This is a genomic window from Viridibacillus sp. KH_047 (assembly GCF_057838945.1).
Genome location: NZ_CM174479.1, coordinates 3,690,806 through 3,716,031, shown reverse-complemented (window position 1 = coordinate 3,716,031; position 25,226 = coordinate 3,690,806). Strand labels below are relative to the sequence as shown.

General features: G+C 37.7%; 23 protein-coding genes. 22 read left to right on the top strand and 1 reads right to left on the bottom strand.

The window, feature by feature from the left end:
• Nucleotides 1-11: 11 nt before the first annotated feature.
• The 6 genes from AC3IS5_RS18195 (at nucleotide 12) to pyrG (ending at nucleotide 9,725) form a co-directional block, all read left to right on the top strand.
• Entirely contained in the window at nucleotides 12-1,148 is a 1,137-nt protein-coding gene (locus AC3IS5_RS18195; protein WP_489425651.1) for an acyl-CoA dehydrogenase, read from the top strand.
• A 35-nt stretch (nucleotides 1,149-1,183) separates the two neighbouring features.
• Nucleotides 1,184-2,320 carry an acyl-CoA dehydrogenase gene (locus AC3IS5_RS18190; RefSeq protein WP_489425650.1) on the top strand — a complete coding sequence of 379 codons (1,137 nt, stop codon included), beginning with the start codon at nucleotides 1,184-1,186 and terminating at the stop codon, nucleotides 2,318-2,320.
• Nucleotides 2,321-2,323: 3 nt separating this feature from the next.
• Complete coding sequence (locus AC3IS5_RS18185; protein WP_489425649.1) at nucleotides 2,324-2,956, top strand: TetR/AcrR family transcriptional regulator; 633 nt, start codon at nucleotides 2,324-2,326, stop codon at nucleotides 2,954-2,956.
• 146 nt (nucleotides 2,957-3,102) lie between these two features.
• Nucleotides 3,103-6,351 carry a fused isobutyryl-CoA mutase/GTPase IcmF gene (gene icmF, locus AC3IS5_RS18180; RefSeq protein WP_489425648.1) on the top strand — a complete coding sequence of 1,083 codons (3,249 nt, stop codon included), beginning with the start codon at nucleotides 3,103-3,105 and terminating at the stop codon, nucleotides 6,349-6,351.
• Nucleotides 6,352-7,436: 1,085 nt separating this feature from the next.
• On the top strand, nucleotides 7,437-7,979 hold the full coding sequence (gene rpoE / locus AC3IS5_RS18175) for a DNA-directed RNA polymerase subunit delta (RefSeq protein WP_489425647.1): 543 nt from the start codon (nucleotides 7,437-7,439) through the stop codon (nucleotides 7,977-7,979).
• Nucleotides 7,980-8,132: 153 nt separating this feature from the next.
• Complete coding sequence (gene pyrG, locus AC3IS5_RS18170) at nucleotides 8,133-9,725, top strand: CTP synthase (RefSeq protein ID WP_489425646.1); 1,593 nt, start codon at nucleotides 8,133-8,135, stop codon at nucleotides 9,723-9,725.
• 289 nt (nucleotides 9,726-10,014) lie between these two features.
• Here pyrG and AC3IS5_RS18165 read toward each other — a convergent pair whose 3' ends face one another.
• Entirely contained in the window at nucleotides 10,015-10,533 is a 519-nt protein-coding gene (locus AC3IS5_RS18165; protein ID WP_489425645.1) for a DUF2529 family protein, read from the bottom strand.
• A 140-nt stretch (nucleotides 10,534-10,673) separates the two neighbouring features.
• Between AC3IS5_RS18165 and AC3IS5_RS18160 the strand changes: the two genes are divergently transcribed.
• From AC3IS5_RS18160 to AC3IS5_RS18085, 16 genes are all read left to right on the top strand, one after another.
• A complete protein-coding gene (locus AC3IS5_RS18160; RefSeq protein WP_038180081.1) occupies nucleotides 10,674-11,033 on the top strand; it encodes a response regulator in 360 nt (119 codons plus the stop codon).
• Nucleotides 11,034-11,143: 110 nt separating this feature from the next.
• Nucleotides 11,144-11,998, top strand: coding sequence for a class II fructose-bisphosphate aldolase (locus AC3IS5_RS18155; protein ID WP_390009255.1), 855 nt, complete (start codon nucleotides 11,144-11,146; stop codon nucleotides 11,996-11,998).
• An 85-nt stretch (nucleotides 11,999-12,083) separates the two neighbouring features.
• Nucleotides 12,084-12,731, top strand: coding sequence for a fructose-6-phosphate aldolase (fsa, locus tag AC3IS5_RS18150; RefSeq protein ID WP_340707866.1), 648 nt, complete (start codon nucleotides 12,084-12,086; stop codon nucleotides 12,729-12,731).
• Nucleotides 12,732-12,767: 36 nt separating this feature from the next.
• A complete protein-coding gene (murA, locus tag AC3IS5_RS18145; protein WP_489425644.1) occupies nucleotides 12,768-14,054 on the top strand; it encodes a UDP-N-acetylglucosamine 1-carboxyvinyltransferase in 1,287 nt (428 codons plus the stop codon).
• Between the two features lie 103 nt (nucleotides 14,055-14,157).
• Nucleotides 14,158-15,126 carry a class II fructose-bisphosphatase gene (gene glpX / locus AC3IS5_RS18140; protein ID WP_489425643.1) on the top strand — a complete coding sequence of 323 codons (969 nt, stop codon included), beginning with the start codon at nucleotides 14,158-14,160 and terminating at the stop codon, nucleotides 15,124-15,126.
• A 137-nt stretch (nucleotides 15,127-15,263) separates the two neighbouring features.
• Nucleotides 15,264-16,547, top strand: coding sequence for a transcription termination factor Rho (rho, locus tag AC3IS5_RS18135; RefSeq protein ID WP_193738341.1), 1,284 nt, complete (start codon nucleotides 15,264-15,266; stop codon nucleotides 16,545-16,547).
• A gap of 192 nt (nucleotides 16,548-16,739) precedes the next feature.
• The gene (gene rpmE / locus AC3IS5_RS18130; RefSeq protein WP_053417903.1) at nucleotides 16,740-16,940 is read left to right on the top strand and encodes a 50S ribosomal protein L31; all 201 of its coding nucleotides are present in this window, start codon (nucleotides 16,740-16,742) and stop codon (nucleotides 16,938-16,940) included.
• 220 nt (nucleotides 16,941-17,160) lie between these two features.
• On the top strand, nucleotides 17,161-17,754 hold the full coding sequence (locus tag AC3IS5_RS18125) for a thymidine kinase (protein WP_489425642.1): 594 nt from the start codon (nucleotides 17,161-17,163) through the stop codon (nucleotides 17,752-17,754).
• A 144-nt stretch (nucleotides 17,755-17,898) separates the two neighbouring features.
• Nucleotides 17,899-18,633: an N-acetylmuramoyl-L-alanine amidase family protein gene (locus AC3IS5_RS18120; RefSeq protein ID WP_489425641.1), complete on the top strand. Its 735-nt coding sequence runs from the start codon at nucleotides 17,899-17,901 to the stop codon at nucleotides 18,631-18,633.
• A gap of 129 nt (nucleotides 18,634-18,762) precedes the next feature.
• On the top strand, nucleotides 18,763-19,833 hold the full coding sequence (gene prfA / locus AC3IS5_RS18115; RefSeq protein ID WP_489425640.1) for a peptide chain release factor 1: 1,071 nt from the start codon (nucleotides 18,763-18,765) through the stop codon (nucleotides 19,831-19,833).
• 1 nt (nucleotide 19,834) lies between these two features.
• On the top strand, nucleotides 19,835-20,692 hold the full coding sequence (gene prmC / locus AC3IS5_RS18110; protein ID WP_489425639.1) for a peptide chain release factor N(5)-glutamine methyltransferase: 858 nt from the start codon (nucleotides 19,835-19,837) through the stop codon (nucleotides 20,690-20,692).
• 43 nt (nucleotides 20,693-20,735) lie between these two features.
• Nucleotides 20,736-21,332: a stage II sporulation protein R gene (locus AC3IS5_RS18105; RefSeq protein WP_489425638.1), complete on the top strand. Its 597-nt coding sequence runs from the start codon at nucleotides 20,736-20,738 to the stop codon at nucleotides 21,330-21,332.
• Nucleotides 21,333-21,435: 103 nt separating this feature from the next.
• Nucleotides 21,436-22,482 (top strand): L-threonylcarbamoyladenylate synthase, encoded by a 1,047-nt coding sequence (locus AC3IS5_RS18100; RefSeq protein WP_489425637.1) that lies wholly within the window; start codon nucleotides 21,436-21,438, stop codon nucleotides 22,480-22,482.
• A 238-nt stretch (nucleotides 22,483-22,720) separates the two neighbouring features.
• Nucleotides 22,721-23,215 (top strand): manganese efflux pump, encoded by a 495-nt coding sequence (locus tag AC3IS5_RS18095; RefSeq protein WP_489425636.1) that lies wholly within the window; start codon nucleotides 22,721-22,723, stop codon nucleotides 23,213-23,215.
• Nucleotides 23,216-23,271: 56 nt separating this feature from the next.
• Nucleotides 23,272-23,712: a low molecular weight protein arginine phosphatase gene (locus AC3IS5_RS18090; protein WP_489425635.1), complete on the top strand. Its 441-nt coding sequence runs from the start codon at nucleotides 23,272-23,274 to the stop codon at nucleotides 23,710-23,712.
• A 2-nt stretch (nucleotides 23,713-23,714) separates the two neighbouring features.
• Nucleotides 23,715-25,010, top strand: a complete 1,296-nt coding sequence (locus AC3IS5_RS18085) for a methyl-accepting chemotaxis protein (RefSeq protein WP_489425634.1) — start codon at nucleotides 23,715-23,717, stop codon at nucleotides 25,008-25,010.
• Nucleotides 25,011-25,226: the final 216 nt, after the last annotated feature.

Sequence of the window (25,226 nt, the reverse complement as noted above, 5' to 3'; positions counted from 1 at the left end):
GGTGTTCCACTATGGAATTGATGTTCACAGAAGAACAACTAATGATGCGCAAAATGGTACGAGATTTTGCGCAAACAGAAATTGCACCAAAAGTTGAGAGCATGGAAAATGGGGAATTTCCACGCGACATTCTAGCTAAAATGGGAGAGCTAGGACTAATGGGCATAACAACACCTGAACAGTACGGTGGAGCAAATATGGATTTTACATCTTATATCATAGCTATAAATGAGTTATCGAGAGTAAGTGCGACAATCGGAGTAATTTTATCAGTCCATACTTCGGTCGTGACAAATCTTATTCTTTATTTTGGTAATGAAGAACAAAAACAAAAGTATGTACCAAAGCTCGCATCGGGAGAATATTTAGGTGCTTTTTGTTTAACAGAACCATCGGCAGGGTCTGACGCAGGTTCATTAAAATCTAAAGCAGTGAAGGACGGCAATAATTACGTTATCAATGGTTCAAAAGTTTTTATCACTAATGGTGGAGAGGCAGAAGTATATATCGTTTTTGCTTCAACAGATCCGTCGCTCGGTTCAAAAGGAATTTCCGCCTTTCTTGTCGAAAAAGAAACTGAAGGCTTAGTGATTGGTAAAGATGAACATAAAATGGGTTTACATGGCTCACGTACAGTTCAACTGAATTTCGATAATATGATTGTCCCTGCTGAAAATCTACTCGGTCAAGTCGGGGACGGCTTTAAAATAGCCATGGCGAACTTAGATGTTGGTCGAATAGGCATAGCTTCACAGGCTCTTGGTATTGCTGAAGCCGCTTTAGAAGAAGCGATTGCATACGCACAACAACGTCACCAATTCGGGAAGCCTATCTCCAGTAATCAAGGGGTTGGATTTAAATTAGCGGATATGGCAACAGCAGTCGAAGCGTCTAGATTACTCGTTTACCGTGCAGCAGATTTACGTGCCAAAGGATTAGCCTGTGGCAAGGAAGCATCTATGGCAAAACTTTTCGCTTCTAAAACTGCTGTAGAAGTAACAACTGAGGCAATTCAGGTATTTGGAGGATATGGCTATACGATGGACTATCCGGTTGAACGTTTTTTCCGAGATGCCAAAGTAACGGAAATTTACGAGGGCACTAGCGAAATCCAACGACTTGTTATAAGCAAACACTTAAACAAATAGGGGTAAAAAAAACTAAAACAAAGGTGGAAAAAGAGATGAACTTTCAATTATCAGAAGAACATGAAATGATTCGTAAAATGGTACGTGATTTCGCTGAAAATGAAGTAGCACCAACAGCTGCTGAACGCGACGAAACAGAAACTTTCGATCGTGCAATATTTGATAAAATGGCAGAGTTAGGATTAACAGGTATTCCGTGGCCAGAAGAATATGGTGGTATCGGTTCTGACTTTTTAGCCTATTGTATTGCAGTTGAAGAATTATCTCGTGTTTGTGCTTCTACTGGAGTAACACTTTCTGCACATACATCTTTAGCAGGATGGCCGATTTATAAATTTGGTAATGAAGAGCAAAAACAGAAATACTTACGCCCAATGGCTGAAGGTACTAAAATTGGTGGATATGGCTTAACGGAGCCGAGCTCAGGCTCAGATGCAGGTGGTATGAAAACTACAGCAAAATTAGATGGTGATGATTACATCTTAAACGGCTCTAAAATCTTCATCACAAACGGTGGCATAGCTGAAATTTATGTTGTATTTGCTGTTACAGATCCAACAGTTAAGAACGGTACAAGTGCATTCATAGTAGAATCTGATTTTGAAGGATTCTCGGTTGGTAAAAAAGAAAAGAAACTAGGGATTCGCTCATCACCTACAACTGAAATTATTTTTGATAATTGCCGTGTACCAAAAGAAAACTTGTTAGGTGTGGAAGGCGATGGTTTTAAAATTGCCATGAAAACGTTAGATGGTGGTCGAAATGGTATTGCTGCTCAAGCAGTCGGTATTGCACAAGGGGCATTAGATGCATCTGTTGCATATGCAAAAGAACGCGTTCAATTTGGCAAACCAATTACAGCAAATCAAGGTGTATCTTTTAAACTAGCTGATATGGCTACATCAATTGAAGCTTCAAGATTATTAACATATCAAGCTGCTTGGTTAGAGTCTAACAATCTTCCTTACGGTAAAGCATCGGCTATGGCAAAATTGATGGCTGGTGATACAGCAATGAAAGTGACAACTGAGGCTGTGCAAGTATTTGGTGGCTACGGCTATACAAAAGATTATCCAGTTGAACGATATATGCGTGACGCGAAAATTACACAAATTTACGAAGGAACACAAGAGATTCAACGCCTTGTGATTTCTCGTATGTTAACGAAATAATATATGGTAAAAAGACAAAATAAGAGACAAGTAGAATCGTCGATTAAAGATGAAAGCCTGATAGAAAAGCGCAGGAATGAGATGATTCATGGCGCGGTTAAATTGTTTAAGCAAAAAGGTTTTCACCGTACGACGACTCGAGAAATTGCTAAAGAAGCTGGCTTTAGTATAGGTACGCTTTATGAATATATTCGAACGAAAGAAGATGTACTATATCTAGTTTGTGACAATATTTATCGTGAAGTAAGTATAAGGTTAGCAAATTTACCGACGGAAGAAGGTACAATAGCAGGTTTAAAAGCATCTATACGCCAATACTTTTTGCTTATAGATTCCATGTCAGATGAAATTCTAGTCATGTACCAGGAGTCTAAGTCTTTACCAAAAGATGCATTGCGTTACGTTTTAACAAAGGAACTTGAGATGGTTCGGTTATTTGAAAATCTATTAGCTGGTTGCGTACAGTCTGGGGAACTGTCTCTATCAGAAAAAGAAGTCAATCTTATCGCAAATGATATCGTGGTGCAAGGTCAAACGTGGGCATTTAGACGATGGGCTTTCAGAAGAAATTATACAATTGATGATTATATCGATATGCAAACGACTATTTTCTTAAATGGTATTTTGAAGAAGTAATGCTACGCTTTGTGCAAGGTAGGAAAACTCAAACTTTCATATAGTTTTAGTTTCTAGAGCCTTGCACATTTTTTGTTCCAATCATTTCAGGGGAATGGTAAGGGAAACAACTTAGTTTTTCGTTCATAACAAGGGGGAACTTATATATGGTTCAAGCAACAGTGTATCGTCCAAAAAATCACGTAAGATTTGTCACGGCTTCTAGTCTTTTTGATGGCCATGATGCATCGGTTAATATTATGCGTCGTATTTTGCAATCGAGTGGCGTCGAAGTTATTCATCTAGGACATAATCGCTCAGTTGAAGAGGTAGTCAACGCAGCGATCCAAGAAGATGCGCAAGGGGTAGCGATTTCTTCATATCAAGGTGGTCACGTAGAATATTTTAAATATATGCAAGATCTATTTAGGGAAAAAGGCGCTCCGCATATAGGTATTTTCGGTGGCGGAGGTGGCGTAATTTTACCTCGTGAAATTAAGGAACTACATGAATATGGCATCGCGGGGTTATTTTCGCCAGAAGATGGTCGTGAGCTGGGATTACAAGGAATGATTAATCAAATGATTGAAAAAAGCGACTTTACTACAATTAAAGAGAACTTAAGTAGTAAGTTAGATACATTATCAACGGAACAACCGGAAGTATTAGCACAACTTATCACGGCAGCTGAAGAAGCAAAAGATGGTGAGTTAACAGATTTCCTAGAAAAAGCACGGAGTTTATCAAAAAACACACCTGTACTCGGTATTACTGGTACAGGAGGGGCCGGGAAAAGTTCATTAACTGATGAATTGATTCGTCGATTTTTACAGGAATTCCCGGATAAAAAAGTTGCTATCCTATCAATTGATCCAACGAAGCAAAAAACTGGTGGGGCACTACTTGGAGACCGTATTCGTATGAATGCTATATTTAATAATCGCGTTTATATGCGTAGTCTTGCAACACGGGGATCTCACTCTGAGCTTTCAGATGCAATTTCTGACGTATTAGATGTTGTGAAGGTAGCAGGATATGATCTAATCGTTGTTGAAACAAGCGGTATCGGTCAAGGGGATGCTGCTATTACAAAAATTTCAGATTTGTCCATGTACGTTATGACAAGTGAATTTGGTGCACCGACGCAGCTTGAGAAAATTGATATGATTGACTTTGCTGATCTTATTGTCATTAACAAATTCGAACGTAAAGGGTCAGAAGATGCACTTCGACAAGTGCAGAAACAATACCAACGTAGCCATGAACAATGGACGAAAAACCTAAATGAAATGCCGGTATTTGGTACAATCGCTAGCCAGTTTAATGACAAAGGGACAAATTCTTTATTCGCAGAGCTTGTTCAAGTTATTAACGAAAAATGTGGTCTTGATTGGGCAACATCTTACGAGCATTTTGTGAAAACTCAAAAGCAAGATGTCATCATTCCAAATGATCGACGTTACTACTTACGTGAAATTACAGATGCTATTCGTAACTATCATAAAAAGTCCGAACAGCAAGTTGAATTTGCCCGTAAGCTATTCCAATTAGAAGGGGCAATTACAACTGTTCAGGAGAAAGCACCCGACGATGCATTAATTGCATCACTCACTTCATTAGCTGGGGATATCAAAACTCAATTAACAGCAGAATCAAAGAATATTTTAGCAAATTGGAAAACACTTAAAGAAGCATACTCAGGAGATGAATTTGTTACAAAAGTACGTGACAAAGAAATCCGTACAATTTTGACAACTACTAGCCTAGCTGGTTTAAAAATTCCAAAAGTAGTATTGCCGAAATTTGTTGATTACGGAGAGATATTACGGTGGGTATATAAAGAAAATGTACCAGGTTCATTCCCTTATACAGCAGGAGTTTTCCCTTTTAAACGTGAAGGAGAGGATCCGAAACGCCAATTTGCAGGTGAAGGGACACCAGAACGTACTAATAGACGATTCCATTACTTATCTAAAGATGATGATGCAAAACGCTTATCAACTGCATTTGACTCTGTAACGTTGTACGGTGAAGATCCAGATTACCGTCCGGATATTTACGGTAAAGTCGGCGAATCAGGGGTTAGTATTTGTACACTAGAAGATATGAAGAAGCTTTATGATGGCTTTGATCTATGTGCACCATCTACTTCTGTGTCGATGACAATCAATGGACCAGCTCCAATTATTTTAGCAATGTTCATGAACACAGCTGTTGATCAACAAGTGAAAATACAAGAAAGTAAATTAGGACGCTGTTTAACTGTTGAAGAATTCACTGATGTTCGTGAAAAAACGCTTCAAGTTGTGCGCGGTACAGTGCAAGCTGACATTTTAAAAGAAGATCAGGGACAGAATACTTGTATTTTCTCTACAGAATTCGCATTACGTATGATGGGGGATATTCAACAATATTTCATCGACCAAAAAGTACGTAACTACTATTCTGTATCGATTTCTGGATATCATATTGCAGAAGCAGGTGCGAACCCAATTTCACAGCTAGCATTTACTTTGGCTAATGGTTTCACTTATGTGGAATACTATTTAAGTCGTGGCATGAATATTGATGATTTCGCGCCAAATCTATCTTTCTTCTTCTCCAATGGATTAGACCCAGAATATACAGTAATCGGTCGAGTAGCTCGTCGTATTTGGTCGATTGTTATGCGTGATAAATACGGTGCAAATGAACGTAGTCAGAAGCTAAAATACCATATCCAAACTTCGGGTCGTAGCTTACACGCACAAGAAATCGACTTCAACGATATTCGTACAACATTACAAGCATTGATGGCATTGCATGATAACTGTAATTCATTACACACGAATGCATATGACGAAGCGATTACAACACCAACAGAAGAATCTGTTCGTCGCGCAATGGCTATTCAAATGATCATTACAAAAGAACACGGGCTAACAAAAAATGAAAACCCATTACAAGGTGCATTCATTATCGAAGAATTAACTGATCTTGTAGAAAATGCAGTATTGGAAGAATTCGATCGAATTAATGATAGAGGTGGAGTTCTTGGAGCGATGGAAACCCAATATCAACGTGGTAAGATTCAAGAAGAGTCCATGTACTATGAAATGCTGAAACACTCAGGTGAACTACCAATCATCGGTGTTAACACATACTTGAATCCAAATCCACCTTCATCAGAAGCGATCGATAGTATGGAAATTGCTAGGGCATCACAAGAAGAAAAAGAAACACAAATTCAAAATCTAAAAAAATTCCAAGCAAAACATGCCACTGAAGCTGAAGGTGCTATTCAAAAACTAAAAGAAGTAGCAGTAACAGGAGGCAACATATTTGCAGAACTAATGGAAACAGTAAAATACGCAAGCCTAGGCCAAATCACCAACGCCCTATACCAAGTAGGCGGACAATACAGAAGGAATATGTAACTAAATGCTGAAGCGGCCCGCTCAGCCCTGACAAGCACTGGAAGGCTCGAATCAAAAGCATCACTTCAGCTTTTGACCGAGAGACTGAAGTGACCTCGAAGGGCTGGCCGCTGAAGCTGGATATATCACTAAATGCTGAGAGCGCTCGTAAAGCTGTGAGGTCGTTGGAGGGCGGAAGCCAAAGTCGCTTTTTGACTTTGAGCGCCCGACCGAAACGACCCGAACAGCTAGCGCCAGAAGCTGGATACAATTAAATGCTGAGGACGCCCGTTTAGCTGCGCCAGTCACTGGAGGGCTCGAAACAAAAGCATTACTTAAGCTTTTGTCCGAGAGACCGAAGTGACCCAAGCAGTTGGCGTCCGAAGCTGGATATATCACTAAATGCTGAGAGCGCTCGTAAAGCTGTGAGGTCGTTGGAGGGCGGAAGCCAAAGTCGCTTTTTGACTTTGAGTGCCCGACCGAAACGACCTGAACAGCTAGCGCCAGAAGCTGGATACATCACTTTAGGAAGGCAACCTAAGTGCGCGACGTCCTGTCGCAACGGTTGCATGACCAACATCCTGTTGTCCCAAGAGGCCCGTATAGAGGAAGACAGCCTAAGTACGCCACGTCCTAAGGCAACATCTCTCTGACTCACATCCTTTTGCTCCAGGCCATTCAATAGTATTGTGCAAACAAACACTATCTAAAACGCCACTTTCAATGCCCATAAAAGCAATGCAAATGTACAAACTTCTGAGTGATACAAATTAGTGAAAAATAAAAAATGAAGGAACTAATCATTTCATTAGCCCCTTCATTTTTATTTTTTGTATAATAAGGAGTAAAACAAATTTTAAGGAGTTCTTGTTTATATGAAAAGCCTACTACATTATCTATTTATCATAATTTGCCTGGTACTTATATTCTTTTTGTATAACAAGCAATTAGGGGCCATCCCCATCCTTATTTTTTCCATATATCTTTTTGCTATTGGGTATCGACAATTGAGAAATCAAAAAAAGAATAATTGATTGTGGCGTAATCAAAGAAAGATTGTATATAATGGATATTATGTTTATGTATTAAGAAGGGACGTGCACGATTTGAACTTTCGTGAAATGACAAAAGAACAACTATCAGAAGAATCGTTTATCGATTTAGCATACGGAATTTTAGATTCAAAAAAACAACCATTAACTTTCCCAGAACTGATGAAAGAAATTCAAACAATAAAAGGTTGTACTGATGCAGAAGTAAAAGAGCGCTTATTACAATTTTATACAGACCTTAACATTGAAGGTCGCTTTATTGTGCTAGGTGAAAACCGTTGGGGCCTTCGCGAGTGGTATGCAATCGAACAAATCGAAGAAGAAACAGCACCAACAGTAAAAGTCCGCAAGAAAAAAGCTAAAGCTGTAATTGACGATGAAGATGAGCTTGAACTTGAAGAAGAAGAATTAGACTTCGATGAAAACTTCGATGAATTCGTTGAAGATCCAACTGAAGAAGATGAGGAAGAGGAAGAATTCGAAGATGTTGCAATTGATGATATCGATGAAGACCTCGATGAAGACTTGCTTGAAGAAGAAGATGAATTCGAAATTGATGAAGAAGAAGAAGAGTTAGAAGAAGATGAAGAAGAATAATTTCTTGACTTCTAGCTGAGTTCCATATAATCTTTTACTTGGGCTCCTTAAAAGGAGAATGACCGTATAATTTATACGCTCCCCCTGCATATTATGCGGGAGGAGCGTTTTTTATTTTTTTTATAAGTGTTTAATTTAAAGGAGGAATTGGCTTTGACCAAATATATTTTCGTAACAGGTGGGGTTGTATCATCACTTGGTAAAGGTATTACAGCTGCATCACTTGGACGTTTATTGAAGAACCGTGGATTAGAAGTAACAATCCAAAAATTTGACCCATACATCAATCTTGACCCAGGTACAATGAGCCCGTACCAACACGGTGAAGTTTTCGTAACAGATGATGGCGCAGAGGCAGATTTAGATTTAGGTCACTATGAACGTTTCATCGATATTAACTTAGGAAAACACAGTACAGTAACTTCTGGACGTGTTTACTCTTCTGTTTTGAGAAAAGAACGTCGTGGAGATTATAACGGTGGAACTGTACAAGTTATTCCACATATCACAAACGAAATTAAAGAGCGTATCCAACGTGCAGGTCGTGAAACAAGTGCGGATGTGGTTATTACAGAAGTAGGTGGAACAGTAGGTGATATCGAATCACTACCATTCCTAGAAGCTATTCGACAAATGAAATCAGATCTTGGTGGGGAAAACGTAATGTACATTCACTGTACTTTAATTCCTTACATCAAAGCAGCTGGTGAATTAAAAACAAAACCAACACAACACTCTGTAAAAGAATTACGTTCTTTAGGTATTCAACCAACTCTTCTTGTAGTACGTACAGAACAAGAAGTGCCACAAGAAATGAAAGAAAAATTAGCTTTATTCTGTGACGTAAAAGCAAGTAACGTTATTGAATGTCAAGATGCAAAACATTTATATGAAGTACCATTAAACCTACAAGCACAAGGTATGGATGATATCGTTCTAGAACACTTTGGTATCACTGCACCACAAGCTGATATGGCTGAATGGACTGAATTAGTAGATCGTGTATTAAACTTATCTAAAACAGTGAAAATTGCACTTGTTGGTAAATATGTTGAATTACAAGATGCTTATTTATCAGTAGTTGAAGCATTAAAACACGCTGGATACCCAGTAGATGCAGATATTGATGTAGACTGGATCAATTCTGAAGATGTTACAGCTGAAAATGTTGAAGAATTATTGAAAAATGCAGATGGTATCCTTGTACCAGGTGGCTTTGGTGACCGTGGTGTTGAAGGTAAAATCATTGCAACTCAATATGCACGTGAAAATGACGTGCCGTTCTTAGGTATTTGCCTAGGTATGCAATTAGCAACTGTTGAATTTGCACGTAACGTTCTAAACTTAGAAGGCGCGCACTCATCAGAACTTGATGCAGATACTAAATACCCTATCATCGATCTTTTACCAGAACAAAAAGACGTTGAGGATTTAGGTGGAACACTTCGTCTAGGTCTATTCCCATGTAAATTAAAATCAGATTCAAAAGCTATGGAAGCATATGGTGAAGAAATAGTCTATGAACGTCATCGTCATCGTTATGAGTTTAATAACGAATACCGTGAAGCATTCGAAGCAGCTGGATTCGTATTCTCAGGTACAAGCCCAGATGGCCGTTTAGTTGAAATTGTTGAATTACCAGAGAACAAATTCTTCGTGGCATCTCAATTCCACCCAGAATTTATCTCACGTCCGAACCGTCCACAACCACTATTCAGAGAATTCATCGCAGCAGCAGTTAAATAAATACTGATTTTGCGTAACAAGACTTGAATATCGTTGTAAGGATCATGTGATACTGATTTTATAGATATAATCGAGTTAACAACTTACAAATTTTGTGATATCGAAAAACAAAAGATTTATAAAAAGAGACTACTCCACATGTTTAAATGAAGAGTAGTCTCTTTTTTTGTAGAAAATAATTAAATTAGACCATACTATAATAGTAATCAAAAATAAATCAAATAACTAAAAACACCAAAAAACCACTCCTAGAACCTATAGAGTGGTCTGAAAAAGAGTTTGATTATTACTAATCATTAGATAGCATTTCGTCATAAGACATTTTCACAGCTTCGTATACAAACATAGCAGCGAAACTATACGGTAGCACAATACGTTCACCTGCATCATTTGGCAATAACCCTTTTTTGATGCCCAAAGATACATAGGTATAAGCTAAATCAGCCATCTCGCCACTATTTTCAGCTTTTTCACTTGCAACTACAGCAAATGGAATAAATAAATCGTATAATGAATGTGCCAATTCAAGAGCCTGTGGATCGTTTGCGTGACGAGTGAAAATACATACACGGTCTGTTGATACTAATTTTGTATCTTTAGACCAAGGTTTTAATTTTGAAAAAGGTTCTGCACTGTGCAAAGCATTATTTTCAATTGCTTGCATTTCATCAAAACAAGCAAAATATACAGTTCCTTCAGCGATACCTGCTTGCGCTAGTAATCGAGCAGTTTCTTCAATTGCTTCTTCTTGACTAGTCGAAATTCTTTGTAAGAGACCGCCAAGCTGTGTCGATAACATTTTCAACATAATATTCACCTCTACGGCTTTTATTATAATAATTGTTCATTTTAAATGCAAAATGAATTATTTTAATGTATTAAAAGGGAAAATGAGGTATATTATCGAATAATACGTACGGGGGAATAAAAAAAGGGAGTATGGTAAAGGTGAAAAAAATACTTATAGTAGACGACCAACAAGGAATTCGCTTGCTACTCAATGAAGTGTTCAAGAAAGAGGGCTATGAAACATATCTAGCGGCTAACGGTCTTGAAGCATTGCAATATATAGATAAAATAATGATGGATTGTGTCTTATTAGATATGAAAATTCCTGGTATGGATGGGATTGAAATACTAAAACGTATAAATAAGCAATTACCTGACCTACCTGTACTTATGATGACAGCATATGGAGAATTGGATTTGATTAAAGAAGCTGAGGCTCTTGGTGCTAAGCATTACTTTACAAAACCATTCGACATCTACGAAGTGCGAGACGTGGTCAATAAAATATTGAAAGATTAATGGTGAGCAGTGGTCAACGACGTATGTTTTTGATATTATGAGTTATGATATTAAGTAAACAATATTAAGTAAACTTAATACCACGATTCATACTAGAGGAGGAATTTGTAATGGCTTTGGTTTCCATGAAAGAAATGTTGATTAAAGGTAAAAAAGAAGGTTATGCAGTTGGTCAATTCAACATCAATAACCTTGAATTCACTCAAGCTATTTTACTTGCTGCAGAAGAAGAAAAATCACCAGTAATTTTAGGTGTTTCTGAAGGTGCTGGGAAATACATGGGGGGATTTATTGCCGTTGTTCACATGGTAAAAGGCCTGATCGAAAGCTACAAGATTACAGTTCCAGTAGCAATTCACTTAGACCACGGTTCAAGCTTTGAAAAATGTAAAGAAGCAATTGATGCTGGTTTTACATCAGTTATGATTGATGCTTCACACCATTCTTTCGAAGAGAATGTAGAAATCACTTCTAAAGTGGTTGAATATGCACACGCTAGAGGTGTTTCTGTGGAAGCAGAACTCGGCACAGTTGGTGGCGATGAAGATGGAGTAATTGGTGGCATCATGTATGCAGATCCACAGGAATGCAAAAAACTTGTAGAAGCTACAAATATTGATTGCCTAGCGCCTGCATTAGGTTCAGTTCATGGTCCTTATCAAGGTGAGCCAAACTTAGGCTTTAAAGAAATGGAAGAAATCTCAAACTTAGCTGACTTACCATTAGTATTACATGGTGGTACAGGTATTCCTTTAAAAGATATTCAACGTTCAATCTCTTTAGGAACAGCTAAAATTAACGTTAATACTGAAAACCAAATCGCTGCTACAAAAGCAGTTCGTGAAGTATTAGCAAATGACACTAAAGTATATGATCCACGTAAATATTTAATTCCAGCTCGTGATGCTATTAAAGCGACAGTTATTGGCAAAATACACGAATTTGGAAGTGCTCAAAAAGCATAATTAATCAGGTGAAATGAGGAGAAGTGTTCGGTTAAATTAATCGGCCCTTCTCCTATTTTCCATCATCCAGGGGGATATTATTAATATGAAATTTTTTATCGATACAGCTAACTTTGAAGAAATCAAAGAAGCGCATTCTTGGGGTATTATCTCAGGTGTAACAACAAATCCATCACTAGTAGCAAAAGAACAAAATATCTCATTCCACGATCGTCTACGCGAAATCGCGGATTTAGTTGATGGTTCTATTAGTGGAGAAGTAATTTCATTAGATGCAGAAGGTATGATTAAAGAAGGTCTTGAACTTGCTGCTATTGCACCTAATATTACTGTGAAACTACCAATGACACCAGCTGGTTTAACAGCTTGTTCTACACTATCAAAACAAGGTATTAAAACAAACGTAACATTAATCTTTAGTGCAAACCAAGCACTATTAGCAGCTCGTGCGGGAGCAACTTACGTATCTCCATTCTTAGGTCGTTTAGATGATCTTGGTCAAGATGGTATTGAGTTAGTACGCCAAATCGCTGAAATCTTCGCTATTCATGAAATCCCTACGCAAATTATTGCGGCTTCTATTCGTCACCCACAACATATTACAGAAGCGGCTCTTGCTGGTGCACATATTTCTACAACTCCATTTAAAGTTTTAGCTCAATTATTCAAACATCCTTTAACTGATAAAGGAATTGAAGGTTTCTTAGCGGATTGGAATAAGAAAAACGGTTAATAATAATGGAAATATCCGAAGATGAAGGAGATTTACATGGACGTTTATAAAATTAACGGCGGCAAGCGTTTGCAAGGGACGATCAAAGTAAACGGCGCTAAAAACAGTGCTGTAGCCTTAATTCCAGCATCCATATTGGCTAATTCACCCGTCACAATCGAAGGCTTACCAGAAATTCTAGACGTTACAACATTGAAAGCCTTACTTGAAGAAATTGGTGGAGAAGTACAATTTTCTGACGGTCATATGGTTATTGATCCTCGAGGAATGGTTGATATGCCTTTACCGAATGGCAATGTCAAAAAACTTCGCGCTTCGTACTATATGATGGGAGCGATGTTAGGACGGTTTAAAAAGGCTGTTATTGGATTACCTGGTGGTTGTCATTTAGGACCACGCCCAATTGATCAACATATTAAAGGATTTGAAGCATTAGGCGCTAAAGTAACAAATGAGCATGGTGCAATCTATTTACGAGCTGATGAATTAGTAGGTGCTAAAATCTATTTAGATGTTAGCAGTGTAGGGGCCACTATTAACATCATGCTTGCTGCAGTTAAAGCAAAAGGACGCACAGTCATTGAAAATGCTGCAAAAGAACCCGAGATTATTGATGTTGCCACGTTACTAACGAATATGGGAGCTAAGATTAAAGGTGCAGGTACGAACGTTATTCGTATTGATGGCGTTGAAGAGTTACACGGTACAAATCATACAATTATTCCAGACAGAATAGAAGCTGGTACATTTATGATAATGGCCGCAGCAATTGGTGATGGTATTATAATCGATAATGTAATTCCTTTACACGTAGAAGCTGTTACAGCGAAACTACGAGAAATGGGCGTCAAAATCATTGAGGAAGAAGAGAGAATCATCATTCCTAAAGTTGAAAAACTTCAGGCAGTTGATGTGAAAACTCTTGTATATCCAGGCTTCCCAACGGATTTACAGCAACCCTTTACTGTATTATTAACACAATCTCAAGGTTCATCAGTCGTGACAGATACAATTTATTCTGCCCGTTTTAAACATATTGATGAAATAGCTCGCATGGGGGCAAATGGTAAAGTAGAAGGACGTACAGCCATTATTAATGGTTCGACTAAACTAGAAGCTGCTACAGTTACTGCTACAGATTTAAGAGCAGGTGCAGCACTGGTCATTGCAGGCTTATTAGCTCAGGGCGAAACAGAAATCCATGACATTTTCCACATAGAAAGAGGCTATAGTTCATTGGTTCCGAAGCTACGTGCTCTTGGTGCAGATATTCGCCGTGAGTCACTACCTTCAGAACAAGAAAACATAGCCACAAATAGATAAAACTGAAAAAAAGTCGCACAGAATTATCTGTGTGCTACAATAGATTTAGTTTTAAAGGATTCCAACCATTTAATGAGTTGGAAAGCGGGAGGATAAGTTAAAAATGAAACGCAGTTTATCAATGGAAGTAGTACGTGTTACAGAAGCAGCAGCAATTGCCTCAGCTAGATGGATGGGCCGAGGATTGAAAATGGAAGCAGATGACGCAGCGACAACAGCCATGCGTCAAGTATTTGATTCCATTCCTATGCAAGGAACAGTCGTAATCGGTGAAGGTGAAATGGACGAAGCACCAATGTTATATATTGGTGAACAATTAGGTCATGATGCAAATGGACCTCATGTCGATATCGCCGTAGATCCTCTAGAAGGGACGAATATCGTAGCAGCTGGTAGCGGAAACGCACTCACTGTATTAGCAATCGCTGATCGCGGAAACTTACTTCATGCACCTGATATGTACATGGAAAAGATTGCAGTAGGTCCAGAAGCAGCAGGGAAAATTGATATAAATGCACCAGTAATTGATAACTTACGTGCAGTAGCTAAAGCAAAAAACAAAGATATTGAAGACGTAGTAGCGACTCTATTAAATCGTGATCGTCACCAACATATTGTTGATCAAATTCGTGATGCTGGTGCTCGTATTAAATTTATCTCTGATGGAGATGTAGCAGCAGCAATTAACACGGCATTTGATGAAACAGGCGTAGACATTCTATTCGGAATGGGTGGAGCTCCTGAAGGTGTAATTGCCGCAGTAGCATTAAAATGTCTTGGTGGAGAGTTCCAAGGTAAATTAATTCCATCAAATGATGAAGAGATTGAACGTTGCAAAAAGATGGGTATCGAAGTTAATAAAGTATTATATATGGATGACCTTGTTAAAGGTGACGATGCAATCTTCGCCGCAACAGGTGTTACAGATGGAGAGTTACTAAAAGGTGTTCAATTTAAAGGTGGCCACTGTACAACTGAATCAGTTGTTATGCGTGCTAAATCTGGTACTGTTCGTTTCATTGAAGGACGCCATAGCTTAACTAAAAAACCAAATCTATTTATGGAATATTAAACTTCAATATTAATTGCCCGGCAGTTGCCGGGCATCTTCTTAAAGGACATTTCATTCATTTACTCGCAATTCTCACACATCTATGTTGACCAAATTCATCTATACAAAAAAACTTATATAAGAGTGGTGCTATGTCTATGACGACAATGACAATTTCTCAGCTTGAAGATATGAAACTAAAAGATTTGTATGCGCTTGCGAGAGATTATAAAATTTCATACTATAGTAAGCTGACAAAAAAAGAATTAATTTTTGCTATTTTAAAATCAAGAGCTGAACAAGAAGGCTACTTCTTCATGGAAGGTGTCCTTGAGATTATTCAACAAGAGGGCTTTGGCTTCTTAAGACCTATAAATTATTCACCAAGTTCTGAAGATATTTATATCTCAGCATCACAAATCCGTCGATTTAGTCTACGTAATGGTGATAAAGTAACGGGGAAAGTGCGCCCACCAAAAGAAAATGAGCGCTATTATGGTTTGTTACATGTTGAGGCAGTCAATGGGGAAGACCCTGAAACTGCAAAAGAACGTGTACATTTCCCAGCATTGACACCGCTATACCCGGATCGTCATATTAAACTGGAAACAACTACAACAAAATTATCTACACGTATTATGGATTTAGTAGCACCAGTAGGCTTTGGTCAACGTGGACTTATTGTGGCTCCTCCAAAAGCGGGTAAAACATTACTTTTAAAGGAAATTGCAAATGCAATTACGGAGAAATATCCTGAATCTGAACTTATTGTACTTTTAATAGATGAACGACCTGAGGAAGTAACGGATATTGAACGCTCAGTAGCAGCAGACGTAGTTAGCTCAACATTCGATGAATTGCCAGAAAATCACGTTAAAGTGGCAGAGTTAGTATTAGAACGTGCTATGCGATTAGTAGAGCATAAGCGTGATGTTATTATCTTAATGGACTCTATTACTCGACTTGCGCGTGCGTATAATCTTGTTATTCCACCAAGTGGACGAACTTTATCTGGTGGTATTGATCCTGCTGCATTCCACCGTCCAAAACGCTTCTTCGGTGCGGCGCGTAATATTGAAGAAGGCGGTAGTTTAACAATATTAGCTACTGCATTAATCGATACAGGCTCTCGTATGGATGAAGTAATTTACGAAGAGTTCAAAGGGACAGGTAACTTAGAGCTTCATTTAGACCGTAGTCTAGCAGAACGTCGTATCTTCCCGGCTATCGACATTCGTCGTTCAGGAACTCGTAAAGAAGAACTACTAATTCCAAAAGACCAACTTGATAAACTGTGGGCGATTCGTAAAACATTCTCAGATTCATCGGATTTTGCAGAACGATTCCTAAAAAAATTACGTCAAACAAAAACGAATGATGAGTTTTTTGAACAGCTAAATTCAGATATGAAAGCTGCTCGAAACGGTAAAGGATTACTGTAAAAGTAAAGTGGTTTTCTACTAAAATTTAAATTCATATAATTTATTTGCTTGCAACACTGTATAGTTTTTGATATACTTCATAAAGTATTGCAATAAACGTGTTGCATATGCGGCAAACTAATCTGGGTCGTGTAAGGCAACAGTTCGAAATACTCTGTTCCAGATGGTTCAGGGCGAAAGGAGATCATACACATGAAACAAGGTATTCATCCAGATCACAAAGAAGCAACAGTAAGCTGCTCTTGTGGTAACACTTTCACAACTGGTTCAGTAAAAGAAAAAATCGTAGTAGAATTCTGCAACGAATGTCACCCATTCTATACTGGCCGTCAAAAATTCGCGTCTGCTGACGGACGTGTTGACCGTTTCAACAAAAAATACGGTATTAAATAATTTTACCCGTATATACAAAATACCTGCCCGGCAAGTAATTGCTAGGCAGGTATTTTTCTTGCGCCAAAATGCTTTTTCGTGTAGTATAAAGCTCGTTCGTTTAAAATAAAAAGCTGTGTAAGTGGATTACATAACATAGTTTTTATATAAAAAAAAGGGAAGTATTCTCTTTATTTTTTCGTTATGATGATGGATATAAGTGTTGAAAGGAGTCTAATTCATGTACGTAATGACTCAAAATGGTTGGATTGAAGTAATATGCGGAAGTATGTTTTCGGGAAAATCTGAAGAACTAATTCGCCGTGTTCGTAGATCTCAATTTGCAAAGCAGAAAATTGCGGTTTTTAAGCCTGAAATTGATAATCGTTATAGTGAAGAGGCAGTTGTAAGTCATAATGGCACAACAGTAATAGCAAGACCTATTAAATCACCTAAAGAAATATGGGATCACATTTCAGATGAATTCGATGTAATTGCGATTGATGAAGCACAATTTTTTGAAGATGATATTGTAGAAATCGTTCAGCAATTAGCTAATCACGGATTCCGCGTAATATTAGCTGGACTTGATCAGGATTTCAAAGGAGTTCCATTCGGTCCGATGCCGAAGTTAATGGCAATTGCAGAGCTAGTAACAAAATTACAAGCAGTATGTAGTGTATGTGGATCACCATCGAGTCGTACACAGCGCTTAATTAATGGACAACCTGCAGGAATCGATGACCCGGTAATATTAGTAGGTGCCTCTGAAGCGTATGAACCTCGCTGTAGACATCACCATGTAGTGCCAGTAGGAAAATCAATTTCTCAGTAAGAGTAGCTTGAAGGCTGCTCTTTTTTTTATGTTTTAAATAGGGTTTAATTAACAAAAATAATCATTACAACCAAAATTGGATTCGATAACATTAAGGTATGCTAGTATTAAATCTAGTGAATCTATTATCGGAAAGGGGAATATATGAAAAAGATTATACCAATGTTGTTTTCGTTTATCGCCTTAATTACTATTTTTTCACCAGCTTCAGTAACAGCAAAACCAGCATTAAAGAAATCTAGTAAGAAAATAATAGTCATCGACCCTGGTCACCAGCAATATGCCAATATTGATGTTGAACCCATTGGGCCGGGAGCAATTAAAACAAAGTATAAAGTAACGGATGGTACGCATAGTCCCTATACAAACAAAAAAGAATCCATCCTTACTTTAGAAGCGTCTAAAATGCTTGGCAAAACATTAAAAAAACGTGGTTACAAAGTAATTTATACACCTACAAAACAAAATGTGAATATAAGTAATCGTGAACGTGCCAATATAGCTAATAAAAGCAAAGCGGACCTCTTTTTACGGATACATGCAGACGGGTCTATCAATAAAAAAGAAAAAGGCTTTTCGATCTTAACAACATCATCTAAAAATCCATACATATCAAAGAGTATCAATAAAGAGAGTCTAGTAATCTCTAATGAAATTATACAAAAGGTAGAAAAGAATAAAAAAGTTAAAGATATAAAAGGAATTATTTATCGGGATAACTTATCAGGAGCAAATTGGTCGAAGGTACCTGGTGTGTTGATTGAATTGGGATACATGACAAATAAGGAAGAGGACAAAAAATTAGCAGATCCATTATATTTAAAAAGCCTGACAAATAGTATAGCGGATGGTATTGACCAATATATGAAGAAAAAATAACGTTCAATTCTCAAAAGAGTAGCGATAGCTGCTCTTTTTCATTATACTATTGAAGGAGCATATTTCGACATATAGCTAATCACAAGTTGATTTAAATAAAATTTCCAAAAGAAAGGTCAAGGTGAAAAAATGTTTGATCGCCTACAAGCCGTTGAAGATCGTTACGATCGATTAAATGAATTACTTAGCGACCCTGAGATAGTCAACGACTCAAAAAAACTAGCGAAGTTTTCAAAAGAGCAGTCTGATATTAGTGAAACAGTAGAAGTTTATAGAGAATATAAAGAAGTGAAACAACAGTATCAAGAAGCAAAAGAAATGTTTGAGGATAAACTAGATCCTGAAATGCGTGAGTTAGTAAAAGAAGAAGTAAATGAATTAGAAGCGCAAATTACAAAATTAGAAGACCATCTACGTCTTTTGTTAATTCCGAAAGATCCTAATGACAGTAAAAACGTTATTATGGAAATCCGCGGTGCTGCTGGCGGTGATGAAGCTGCTCTATTCGCCAATACATTATTCCGTATGTACAGTCGATATGCTGAAGCACAAGGCTGGAAAATTGAAGTTATGAATGCTAACCCGACAGAACTTGGTGGCTATAAAGAAATTGTCTTCATGATTAACGGACAAGGCGCATACTCAAAATTCAAATTCGAAAGTGGCGCGCACCGTGTACAACGTGTACCAGAAACAGAATCACAAGGACGTGTGCATACTTCGACATCTACTGTAGTTGTAATGCCTGAAGCCGAAGAAGTAGAGTTAGATATAGCTGATAAAGATATCCGAGTAGATATTTATCACGCAAGTGGTGCGGGTGGACAGCACGTCAATAAAACGGCATCTGCTGTTCGTATGACACATATTCCAACAGGCGTAGTTGTTGCAATGCAAGATGAGCGTTCTCAATTAAAAAACCGTGATAAAGCGATGAAAGTATTACGTGCGCGTGTATATGATAAATTACAACAAGAAGCACAAGATGAATATAATGCAGAACGTAAATCTGCAGTTGGTACAGGTGACCGTTCAGAGCGTATCCGTACTTATAATTTCCCACAAAACCGAGTTACGGATCACCGTATAGGTTTAACAATTCAAAAGCTTGATCAAATTATTGAAGGTAAAATAGATGAAATCTTCGATGCACTAATCTTAGAAGAACAAGCTAACAAACTTGAAAGCCTAAACGATTAATATGACGAGACAAGTATTTGAGGCCCTCAACCGGGCTTCTTCTTTTTTACTAGAAAACGGTCGAGAAGAAGGAGCTGCAAGATTACTCTTACAACATGCATTAAATACATCCTACACAGGATTAATGATCATCATGCGAGATGTGATGACGGATGCGCAGTGGGAAAACTATTTTGACATGATTGAGGAACATAAGAATGGTCGCCCTATTCAGTATATTACGGGCTCTGAAGAGTTTTACGGTCGTACTTTTAAAGTAGATGAATCAGTCCTAATTCCTCGTCCAGAAACAGAAGAATTAATCGTAGAAGCACTAAAGCGCATTAAGAAACTATTTTCACCTACAGCATCCATTCAAATAGCTGATATCGGAACAGGTAGTGGCGCGATTGCTATAACGATGAAAAAAGAAGTACCTCAAGCGACTGTAATCGCAACAGATATTTCCCCTGCAGCACTTACGACAGCCAAGAATAACGCTAAGCAATTAGATGCCGAAATAATTTTCAGAGAGGGAGATTTAACAGCACCTCTAGTACATGAACAATGGGATGTTGTGTTATCTAATCCTCCTTATATAGCATTTGATGAGGCGAAGGAAATGTCTGATATCGTTTTAGAACATGAGCCGCATAGTGCATTATTTGCAGAAGAAAGTGGACTAGCTTTGTATAGGAAGCTTGCTGAAAACTTGCCACCTCTTATGAAAACACCAAGTTTTATTGGCGTAGAGATTGGTTATAAACAAGGGGAGGCAGTAGCGAAATTTTTCAAAGAAAAATTTCCTCAAGCCAAAGTAGAAGTAGTAAAAGATATTAATCAAAAAGATAGAATGATTTTTTGCGAGATTAGTGAATAAAACATCTGAACCCTGTCTATCCTTGTGACAGGGAGGGATTAAGATGATACCAGATTACAAGAATATTAAAATGCCAAAACAAGAAACAAAAACAAAAATGATTCCAGTGCTACAATTTATTGCAGCTCTGCTTTTTATACAAACACTTTTATTTTTACTACCACAGTGGTTTACGCAGGATACTTCACCAATTGCAGATGCTGATCAAATGCGATTCCGTATTGTTGCAAATAGCAACTCGACACAAGATCAACTTATAAAACACGATATGTTAAAAGAAATAGAACCTATTATTAACCAGCTAGCTGTCCAAACAAATGGAACGGGAACGGAACAGAATCTAGCAGTTGTGGAGCAAGAAATTCTAAATAAATTATCCGCAAAATTCAGTCAGCAATCGATACAGGTTTCTAGAAAACGAGAATTATTCCCAGCAAAACGTTATGAAGGATTTTTATATCCACAAAACTACTATGATGCACTTGTCGTGACAATTGGTAGTGGTAAGGGGGATAATTGGTGGTGCGCGTTATTCCCAAAAGTATGCTATCGCGAAGAAGAACCAAAAAAACCAGAAGAAACAAAAGAGGAAACACAGAAGTTTTTCATATGGGAATGGTTAAAAGATATCTTCTCATAATAGGTTATGCACAATATTTGTAAAATTGTCCACAATATACACAAAGTTATCAACAAATTGTGTATAACTTTCTGAAAACTCTTGGTTGAAGGGAGATACAGAGATGGAAACTAAACGTCTGAATGTGGATATAAATGTGGATAATGGAAAAAGTTATGCACAAGCTGTGGATTTGTTAAATAATGGAGAGGTAGTCGCTTTTCCTACTGAAACAGTATATGGTTTAGGTGCAGTTGCTACGGATGAAGCGGCAGTAAAGAAAATCTTTGCAGCAAAAGGTCGCCCTTCCGATAATCCACTTATCGTTCATATTGGCACGTTCGAGGAACTAGAAAATTATGTCGACCATATTTCGCAAAAAGCAAAAATTTGTATGGAAGCTTTTTGGCCAGGTCCTCTAACGATGATTTTCAAGGCGAAACCAAATGTACTTGCTACTAGTGTTACAGCTAACTTGGATACAGTGGGTATTCGTATGCCTGATCATCCAATTGCATTACAATTACTCCGACAATTAGGGAAGCCAGTAGCTGCTCCAAGTGCGAATAGGAGTGGTAAGCCTAGTCCGACAGAAGGTATCCATGTTGAAGAAGATTTAAATGGAAGTATCCCTTTGATTTTGGATGGTGGTACTACAGGGATTGGTGTTGAGTCAACTGTGCTAGATCTAACATTGGACACGCCTGTTATTCTACGTCCAGGTGGTGTCACAAAAGAAATGTTAGAAGCTGTTATTGGTCCAGTTGCTCAACCGTCACATACAGAACAAAACAGTGGTGTGGCCCCAAGAGCACCAGGTATGAAGTATACTCACTACGCTCCAAATGCTCCCGTCTATTTGATAGAGAAAGAAGAAAAAACAATTGCTATGGCTCTTGAGACTCTACATCAAAAAGGACTTAAAGTGGCATTACTAGCCCCAGAAAATTTAAGCCACCTAGCAGCTGATTGGTTTTTTACATTTGGTCAAAAGGATACAAATGAAGAGATGGCAGTTAATCTATACCATGCTTTACGCTCGTGTGATGCAACAACAGCGGATCTTGTTCTTGCTACAACTACTTCAGCAGAAGGTGTCGGTGCAGCAATTATGAATCGCCTTGAGAAGTCAGCAGGAGGTAAATGGTATTCAGCAGATATTAACTATTAACTGAGGGCGAATTTATCTAGTGGAAGCCATTAATTAATTTCTGATACTAAGCTGTTCTTTCTATATAAAAGAGAGAACAGTTTTTTGTATATAGATGAAGGAGAAAAAAGAGATATACGTAATTTTAGTTTGGGACATAAATACTCTTTAAAAGTGAAGTAACACATTTGAAAGCTAGCATAAAGCTGAACATCCCTTGCATATCGTAAAGAGATATCCAAAAGCAAGGGGGAACTGCGTGCAAGAAATAATAGCAGGCGTTATTACAGCGTTAGATGTACTCGCCCTATTTCTTATTTTACCGAAAGTTCGTTTTCGATTTGCCCTTTCCTGTTGGACAGCCGGTCTCCATGTTATATTTCCACTAATCGGTTTTTATGTAGGGGAATGGGCTGCCCAATATTTAATTACAATTGCCAAGATGCTCTCCGGTGCATTACTCAGTTTGATAGGTCTACAACTTCTATTATCAGCTAGAGTTAAAGAGCCACCAAATCTCTCTCCTATATTATTAGCAGTTACTGCAAGTCTTGATACCTTTTCAGTTAGCGTATCTTTTGGTATGCTTCAACTACAGAAGAGTTTATTTATTATGAGTACGGGTATAACAACTTTTATATTTGCTTACATAGCTTTATCAATAAAAAGAAAAACACCAGCAAATTTAGGTATAATGTTACAGATAATAGCGGGCGTTGCATTACTTTTAATGGGGATATTATCTATATCTTAAGAATTATATGGAACATTATTACTACTATGATATATAATGAGAAATGAGGGTGCGTAATGAATATTTATTTTATATGTACTGGAAACACTTGTAGAAGTCCGATGGCAGAAGCTATTTTAAAAGCAAAGAAATTAGATAATTTTGAGGTTCGTTCAGCGGGTATTTTCGCAATGCCTGGTGGTGAAATTTCAGAGAACGCTAAAGTGGTGTTATCAGAGGCGAATATATTTACAGAACATGTTTCAAAGCAAATTGAAGCAGAGGATTTAGAGTGGGCTAATCTTATTTTGACGATGACATCAGCTCATAAAGAAATGATTTTGCGGGCTTTTCCATCCATCTCTGATAAAACATTTACATTGAAGGAATACATTGCGCCATATGGCTCTTATGATGTTTCAGATCCATTTGGAGGAGATGTCCATTTGTATCGTCAAACTTTCCAGGAATTAAATAAATTAATTGATGCACTCGAAACGAAATTATCGGAGGGCTAACGATGAATAAACGAAGTGTGAAGCATTCTTTTGGATTGAGAAAGCAACTCGTATTATTTGTATCAATTTTAGCAATCATCACTTATTCAACCAGTTTAATTTTTATCGAATATATTCAACCACAATTTTTCCCTAATATTAATCGATTAATATTTCAAATCATTACGTATGCATTAGGTATTATATGGTCTGGTATTTTAGCAGCAGTATTTAGCTCATTTATTATTAAACCATTGCAAAATCTAGAGGCTGCTACAAACCGAGCAGCAGAAGGCTGCATAGGAGAAGATGTAGATTTACCAAGATCTAATGACGAGATAAGAGCGCTGGCAGTAGCGTTTCAGTCTATGCTCGAAAATCTCCGTAAAATGGTAGATAGCATTGATCAAAATTTCCAATCGACAAACGAAACAGTTCTAAGTTTATCAAAGGAAACTGAAAATGCAGCAAGTCAAGCAGAGGCAGTTTCTCTTACAATTGCGCAAATTTCTGAAGGTGCAGAAAACTCAGCGGTATCTATTCAGCAAACAGCAGAGGCGCTTGAAGATGTTCGAGTTATAGCTAAGGAAGTTAACGGCCGTGCAGAATTATCCTCAAAACATTCTGAGCGTATGATGAAAGAATTAACATTTACAACGAAGAAAATTGAAGATCTTGTTTCAGGTATAAAACAAATTGTTTCAGGCAACAAAGACGCACTTGGAAATATCCATCAACTCGAAAGTAATGCAAAACAAGTTGAACGCATTATCCAATTGGTTGGAGATATTGCCGCACAAACAAATTTATTGGCATTAAATGCGTCAATTGAAGCTGCGCGTGCTGGCGAGCATGGTAAAGGCTTTGCGGTTGTTGCTGAAGAAGTACGTCAACTAGCAGACCAAAGTGCAGAAGCTGTACAAGGTATTACGGGATTAATCCAAACGATGCAATCAGATGTACATAATGTTGTAAAACAAATGACTTCTCAAGTAGCTTTTGCAGTAAAAGAAGTAGAGAGAGTGTCAGAAACAACAAATGCTGTAGAAGGAATGACGTCAATCGTCCATGAAATGGCGGATTCTGTTGTTGAGATTTCTCAATTTGTAGAAAAACAATTGCATAATATTGAAACGACTGCTCATCAATCTCAAGAAGTAGCCGCCATAGCTCAACAAACATCTGCTGGTGCACAAGAAGTTCGAAGTGTAACGGAGGAGCAAGCTAGGTCAATCGAAGAAATTGATCAACTATCGAAGCATTTGAAAATGCAGTCAGAAGAGCTGTATAAAATGATACTGCAATTTGACCGCTCCTAACCATTGATTTGTACATACTGACTATCACGAAAGCCTTAAAAGGGCTATCGTGATAGTTTTTTACTTTTAAAGAATGTATATTTTAGTTTAAAATAACACTTACTATCTTAAAGCTCAATAATAGCTTGCTCGAATTTTCAGATTTTGTGTATCAAAAGAAATTTCAATGAGAAATCCATTGAAATCCGAATTTAATTCATAATAACAATGTTTTAT